Raw genomic sequence first — 347 nt, 5'->3', positions numbered from 1 at the left:
TTGTTCAACAGAACATCCAGAGAGTCACCGTTTTTGGCATTGTACTCTGACAGCATGACGTTGTTCTCGGCAGCACAAGCTGACTGGATCAAGGCTTGCTCATCCGGAGAGAAGCTTTCCCAAACGTCTTTGTTCATGCCGCACGCAAGGCCAGAACCTGGCTCGTGGAAACCTGGCTGGTAGTAGTATTTGGTTACTTTGTAGAAGCCAAAGGCCAGATCGTTCCAAGGGCCAACCCACTCGGTCGCATCAATCGCGCCTGATTCGAGGGATGGGAAAATCTCACCACCCGGCAGGGTTACAGCCGCAGCACCAATACGGCGCAGCACTTCACCACCCAGACCCGG

At 54.2% G+C, this 347-nt stretch carries 1 pseudogene; it reads right to left on the bottom strand.

Going from position 1 to position 347, the window contains the following annotated elements:
- A pseudogene (locus BKB51_RS20490) lies at positions 1-347 on the bottom strand (ABC transporter substrate-binding protein); the annotation flags it as partial.

The sequence above is a fragment of the Kiloniella majae genome (assembly GCF_002118315.1).
In the GTDB taxonomy this organism is placed as follows: Bacteria; Pseudomonadota; Alphaproteobacteria; order Kiloniellales; family Kiloniellaceae; genus Kiloniella; species Kiloniella majae.
This window is presented reverse-complemented; position numbering and strand designations above follow the sequence as displayed.